At 50.4% G+C, this 6,561-nt stretch carries 4 protein-coding genes and 2 rRNA genes; all 6 read right to left on the reverse strand.

What is annotated here, in order from left to right; translation table 11 throughout:
• Positions 1-34: 34 nt before the first annotated feature.
• Positions 35-898 (reverse strand): carbohydrate ABC transporter permease, encoded by an 864-nt coding sequence (locus ACH6EH_RS11790; protein WP_138224549.1) that lies wholly within the window; start codon positions 896-898, stop codon positions 35-37.
• Positions 895-1,851 carry a carbohydrate ABC transporter permease gene (locus tag ACH6EH_RS11795; RefSeq protein ID WP_397332450.1) on the reverse strand — a complete coding sequence of 319 codons (957 nt, stop codon included), beginning with the start codon at positions 1,849-1,851 and terminating at the stop codon, positions 895-897. Before ACH6EH_RS11795 ends, ACH6EH_RS11790 begins: the two co-directional genes overlap by 4 nt.
• 187 nt (positions 1,852-2,038) lie before the next feature.
• The gene (locus tag ACH6EH_RS11800; protein WP_208204434.1) at positions 2,039-3,379 is read right to left on the reverse strand and encodes an ABC transporter substrate-binding protein; all 1,341 of its coding nucleotides are present in this window, start codon (positions 3,377-3,379) and stop codon (positions 2,039-2,041) included.
• Between the two features lie 202 nt (positions 3,380-3,581).
• Positions 3,582-4,562 (reverse strand): ketoacyl-ACP synthase III, encoded by a 981-nt coding sequence (locus ACH6EH_RS11805; protein ID WP_397332451.1) that lies wholly within the window; start codon positions 4,560-4,562, stop codon positions 3,582-3,584.
• Positions 4,563-4,933: 371 nt separating this feature from the next.
• Positions 4,934-5,050: ribosomal RNA gene (rrf, locus tag ACH6EH_RS11810) — 5S ribosomal RNA — on the reverse strand.
• Positions 5,051-5,198: 148 nt separating this feature from the next.
• Positions 5,199-6,561 (reverse strand): 23S ribosomal RNA (locus ACH6EH_RS11815); the annotation flags it as partial.

Below are 6,561 nucleotides of genomic sequence, written 5' to 3' on the forward strand. Positions count from 1 at the left end.
TTCCTTTGTAGCTGGCTAACAAGTTTGAAAAAACTCAGCTCTTAACCGCCCCCGAGGTCAACCCGGCAATCACCCAGCGGCTAAACAGCAGAAACACGATGAGCAGCGGCAGTGTCGCTGCAAAGGTTGCTGACATGATCATCCCGTAATCCAGGCCGTCCTTGTTCGTAAACAGCTGCTGAAGAGCGATCTGGATTGTATAATTCTCACGATTCTTCAGCACAACCAGGGGCCAGAAGAAATCATTCCATACGTTCATAAAGTTGATAATGCCAAGTGTAGCCATGGCCGGGGTCACCACCGGAATTGCAATATTCCAGAAGATCCGAAAATGTCCGCCGCCATCCATCCGGCCTGCCTCGATCAGCTCATTATGCACAGCCGAGGCAATATACTGCCTCATCCAAAAAATACCGAACGCATTCACCATGGCCGGCACGATCAGTGCCTTGTAGCTGTCGATCCACTGCAGCTTGGCCATAATCACATACAGAGGCAGTACACTGAGCTGTGCAGGGACGAGCATCGTGCCAATCACGAACACGAACAGCGTTTTTTTGAGCGGAAATTCATATTTGGCGAACGCATATCCTGCCAGCGTACATAAGAAGACAACGGAGAGCGTAACCGTGGTGGACACCACAGCTGAATTCATCAGCGCTCTGAAGAAATCCGTACGCTCCAGCACGCGGGAGAAGTTATTGAAGAACTCCGTACCGGGAGTAAGTAGCGGCGGAATCTGAAAGGCGGCCGTCTTATCATTACTACCTACGACAAACATCCAATAGAACGGAAAGATGGAGAGTACAGCACCGAACAGCAGCAGCAGATAAAATAGTATCTTTGCGCCAATGCCCGGCTCATCCGGATTTTTTTTGGCCGTTACAGCGATGCTCATGCCTTACTCCCCCCTCTTTCTCCGCCCATCCGGCTGGATAGAAGCATATTCAGCAGGGAGAACATAATGGTCGCTATTAACAGCAGCACTGCCGTCGCCGCCGCCGTTCCAAAAAATCCATTCTTGAATGCCTCATCATACAAATACGTAACCATCGTAACCCCTTCCTGTCGAGTAGAGCCAGAGCCGGACTGCCCCAGAAACACATAAGGCTCGGTAAACAGCTGCAGTGCCCCGATTGTCGATACCAAGGTTACGAACAGAATGAACGGACGCAGTAGCGGCAGCGTAATATACAGCATTTGCTGGCTGCGGCTGGCTCCATCAATGCGGGCGGCTTCATATATATCAGTCGGTATACTCTGCAGGCCGGATAAAAAAATAATCGCGTTATACCCCATCCAGCGCCACATGACCATCGTCGATATGGCGATTTTGACCCCCCACCAGCCGGAGTTAAAAGGAACACTGTCCAGGCCCAGGCTATTCAGCAGCCAGTTCACCATCCCGTTGTTGCCAAACATCGTACTGAACACTAATGCTACAGCGACGATGGACGTAATATTGGGCATGAAAAATAGTATACGGAATATGTTCTTGTACTTGTTCAGGGCCGAATTCAGCATGACGGCAACAAGCAGTGCAACGATAATCTGCGGTACGGTTCCCATAATTCCCATAATCAAAGTGTTACTAAACGAGATCCAAAAGGTCGGATCACTCGTAATGAGCTCGTAATTTTTGAAGCCTACATACCTCATTGGACCGAGCGCATCCCATTTGTAGAAGGACAGGTAGATCGTAAAAAGGATCGGATACAAGCCAAAAATGCCGAACAGCACGAAAAACGGAGAAATAAACAGGTAGGCCGTCAGCCGGCTTTTTCTTTGCTCTGTCAGCCGTTTACGTGTGGCCGGATAGGATGCCGCTGCGGCTGTTGCGGGTTCTGCCATGGTGCACCTCCATGCTAAAGAATAGGTCCGAATGAACGTAAGGAAGTCCTCCCTGCATTCATCCGGACGGTTGTTATTTCAGAACTGCTTCTAATGATAATGATTGTGATGAACTCTTTGTCTGATATGCTTCCTGATTCGAATATCTGTACCTTGCTGTGCTATCTCTTTCTGTCTCTTTCTATATCTAGCTGCGGTCCACCAGCGTTTTAATTTGCTTCATGGCACCTTCCCACTCTGCTGCTGGATCCGCTTTTTTCTCCAGTACATTTTTCAGGGCGTTCTTGATAATCGTATCGGTTTGATCATGAAGCGGACCGTAATACACCGGCTGTACGCTCTTCGCTGCTTCGGCATATGCTTCTGCAATGATCTGACCGCTGAAGAATTCGTCCTGCTCCGACTTGAATGCCGGATCATCGTACACTGCAGGAATAGACGGGAACAAGCCGCTGACCTTGAAGGATTTCAGCTGGTTCTCCTTGTTGACGAGCCAGGAAATAAATTCATATGCTTCTTTGGAATGCTTTCCTTCTTTCGGCAGCGTCAGGAAGGAGCCTCCCCAGTTGCCTGCGCCCTCTGGCATTTGAGCAATCTGCCACTTGCCGGAGGAGTCTTCTGCGTTACGAATCGTTCCCGCCATCCATGCCGGGCCCAGCAGCACGCCAAATTCACCATCATTCATGGCTTTATTCCATTCCGGAGACCAGAGCACCCAGTTGCCAATCCAGCCCTCCTGAATCCCTTTGACTGTGAAATCGTAAGCTTTCTTCACCTGCGGGTTGGAATCCCCGATGAATGAACCATCCTCTTTACTGAAATAAATCTGGTTTGGAGACTGATCCCGAAGACCGTTATAGACCAGGTCCGTCAAATCCGCGAATGGCTTGCCTGTTTTGTCCTTGAACTGCTTGCCGACCTCAGCAAACTTATCCCAGGTGTTAATGGCTGCCGAGAATTCCTGCGGGTCTGTTGGGAGACCTGCTGCTTCTGCGAGATCTGTCCGGTAGTAGACTACGGTCGGAGCGACGTCAGTAGGAAGTCCCAACTGGAAGCTGCCGTCTACGGAAGTAGCTTGCTTCCATTTCCAGTCCAGGTAATCTCCCTGTACATCCTTCGCACCGAGATCATACAGGTTATAGAATTTATCCTGAGCATTGATAAAGCGCTCAATGAATGCGATTTCAAGCATGAAAATGTCTGGGGCACCTGATCCCGCCGATAGGGCTGTCGTTAAATTGGCATGATGTGCGGTCTGATCAGAAGTGTTCTGAAACTTGAACGTAATGTTGGGATGCTCTTTCGTGTACTCCTTGGCCAGTTCCTCATAATTGGTCGTACCGAGCGACCAGAAAGAAAGCTCAACGTTTTCCGTAGATGCTCCTTCGTTACTGCTACCTTGCTGCTCTCCATTCGTTCCTTCCGATGAACCTTCGTTGTTTCCAGAACTCCCACCGCTGCAGGCCGCCAGCGAGAACACCATCATCACGCTCAGGAGCATGACGCCCCAGGTTTTAAATCTACTCATGCTTTTTACCCCTCTCATTTAGGTTGCTTTCTACTTCTTCAGTGTAATCAAAGCAGCACCTTATGTTGAGGAGGCAAACTTCTGAATCTAGGTTGAATATTTTACGATCCTGCCGCCATGCCAAAAAGGCCAGGAACCATCCTGGCCTCGCTTAAGCTATTAATCCACAATAACCGCTGGGGGTACGCAAACAAGCTGTCATTTAGATGGTCCAGTGAATGATAGAACCGGCATAGGTCATGCCTCCGCCAAAGCCGTACAGCAGCACATTCTGACCTGCCTTCAGTTTCCCGTTATCCACAGCCAGCTGCAATGCAAGCGGTATCGATGCCGCTGAGGTGTTGCCGAAATACTCAACGCTCGTTAAAGTCCGTTCAAATGGAACCGGTCCCCGCTCACAAATCGCTTCAATCATCCGAAGATTCGCACTATGCGGGACGAACCAATCTACATCCTCAGGAGCTAGCTGCGCCCGCTGGATTAAGCGCTGAGTGCCTTCCGGTACATTCCGCACCGCCCATTTATAAATCTCCCGTCCGTTCTGGACAATGCATTCGCTGCCAAGATCCTGTCCATCCATTTGCCTGGCAAGGCCGGTTTTATATAAATTCATGCCGCCTTCCCCATAAGTGCCGGTAATCGAGGCAAGGAATCCCGGCTGCTCCTCATCACGCTCTACCAGCACCGCACCGGCGCCATCACCAAACAATATACACGTCGCTCGATCAGTATAATCTGTAATCTTGGATATCGTCTCCGCGCCAATGACCAGAATTTTACGGTACATTCCACTGGTAATCCATCCGTCCGCGATTTGCAGCGCATACCCGAAACCGGCACAAGCAGCATTCATATCCAGGGCACCGGTGTTCTGAATTCCGAGCTTGGCCTGCAGCCTTGCTGCCGTACTTGGAAAAACAAAATCCGGTGTACTTGTCGCCACCAGAATCATATCCACATCCTGAACAGAAATACCGTATCGGCGGACCATATCCTTTACGGCCTGCTCAGCCAGATCAGACGTGAATTGTCCCTCTGCCGCAATCCGCCGTTCCCGCATTCCCGTCCGCTGTACTATCCATTCATCACTGGTATCAACCATCTTCTGCAAATCCTCGTTCGTCAGAATCCGTTCCGGCACATAGGCTCCTATTGCCGTGACTCTTGATTGGGATTGGATCACCGTGGATACCTCCATCTGTTTTCGTTTATTATAACACTAAGTATTAGGACTTAGTACTAAATTTGTGGATAAGAATGTATTACATTTTGTAAGATAGACATGCAGAACACTGAATCTTATGCAGGTCTGGGGATGAACCTGAGGATAACCCCTTTGTTCAACATGAATTAAAAGCTTTCCTGTGAAGATGTATCCAGGTCATGTTGATAAACTGTGCTTAATGAGCTTGATCTTCAAGCTTATATACAGCTTGTTCACATCATAGGGATAACTTCAATCACGATACGCAGGTTTGAAGTCATGCGCTGTGGATGATTGGAATGGAACAAAAAAACCGTTACTGCATTAGCTGCAGTAACGGTTTCTTCTTCGCTTGGCGGCGTCCTACTCTCCCGGGACCCTGCGGTCCAAGTACCATCGGCGCTGGAAGGCTTAACGGTCGTGTTCGGGATGGGTACGCGTGGAACCCTTCCGCCATCACCACCAAACGTGATTCAGATGTTTGATCACCTGAAAACTAGATACGAAACGAATATGCGTTATTAGATTGATCATTAGCGTAATGCTTCCGTAGCTAGCTTTGCTTCGCAAAGCTCTGTGGATGCTTTCGTAGCTAGCTTTGCTTCGCAAAGCTTGTAGGATAAGCCCTCGACCGATTAGTATTGGTCAGCTCCATGCATTGCTGCACTTCCACCTCCAACCTATCTACCTCGTGGTCTTCAAGGGGTCTTACATACTGGGAAATCTCATCTTGAGGGGGGCTTCACGCTTAGATGCTTTCAGCGCTTATCCCTTCCGTACGTAGCTACCCAGCCATGCTCCTGGCGGAACAACTGGTGCACCAGCGGTACGTCCATCCCGGTCCTCTCGTACTAAGGACAGCTCCTCTCAAATTTCCTACGCCCACGACAGATAGGGACCGAACTGTCTCACGACGTTCTGAACCCAGCTCGCGTACCGCTTTAATGGGCGAACAGCCCAACCCTTGGGACCTACTTCAGCCCCAGGATGCGATGAGCCGACATCGAGGTGCCAAACCTCCCCGTCGATGTGGACTCTTGGGGGAGATAAGCCTGTTATCCCCAGGGTAGCTTTTATCCGTTGAGCGATGGCCCTTCCATGCGGTACCACCGGATCACTAAGCCCGACTTTCGTCCCTGCTCGACTTGTAGGTCTCGCAGTCAAGCTCCCTTATGCCTTTGCACTCTTCGAATGATTTCCAACCATTCTGAGGGAACCTTGGGGCGCCTCCGTTACTCTTTAGGAGGCGACCGCCCCAGTCAAACTGCCCGCCTGACACTGTCCTCGCACCGGATCACGGTACCAAGTTAGAACCTAGATACGATCAGGGTGGTATCCCAACGGCGCCTCCACAGAAGCTGGCGCTCCTGTTTCAACGGCTCCCACCTATCCTGTACAGATCGTACCCAAATCCAATATCAAGCTGCAGTAAAGCTCCATGGGGTCTTTCCGTCTTGTCGCGGGTAACCTGCATCTTCACAGGTATTAAAATTTCACCGGATCTCTCGTTGAGACAGCGCCCAAGTCGTTACGCCATTCGTGCGGGTCAGAATTTACCTGACAAGGAATTTCGCTACCTTAGGACCGTTATAGTTACGGCCGCCGTTTACTGGGGCTTCGGTTCACAGCTTCGGATTGCTCCTAACCGCTCCCCTTAACCTTCCAGCACCGGGCAGGCGTCAGCCCGTATACTTCGCCTTACGGCTTCGCACAGACCTGTGTTTTTGCTAAACAGTCGCTTGGGCCTTTTCACTGCGGCCCCCTCGTGCTATTCACACTACCGGGGCACCCCTTCTCCCGAAGTTACGGGGTCATTTTGCCGAGTTCCTTAACGAGAGTTCTTCCGCGCGCCTTAGAATTCTCTTCTCGCCTACCTGTGTCGGTTTGCGGTACGGGCACCTTCACCTGACTAGAGGCTTTTCTTGGCAGTGTGAGATCATGACCTTCGCTACTGTAATTTTCGCTCCCCATCACAGCC

Source organism: Paenibacillus sp. JSM ZJ436, assembly GCF_044383795.1.
Lineage (GTDB): Bacteria > Bacillota > Bacilli > Paenibacillales > Paenibacillaceae > Paenibacillus_AQ > Paenibacillus_AQ algicola.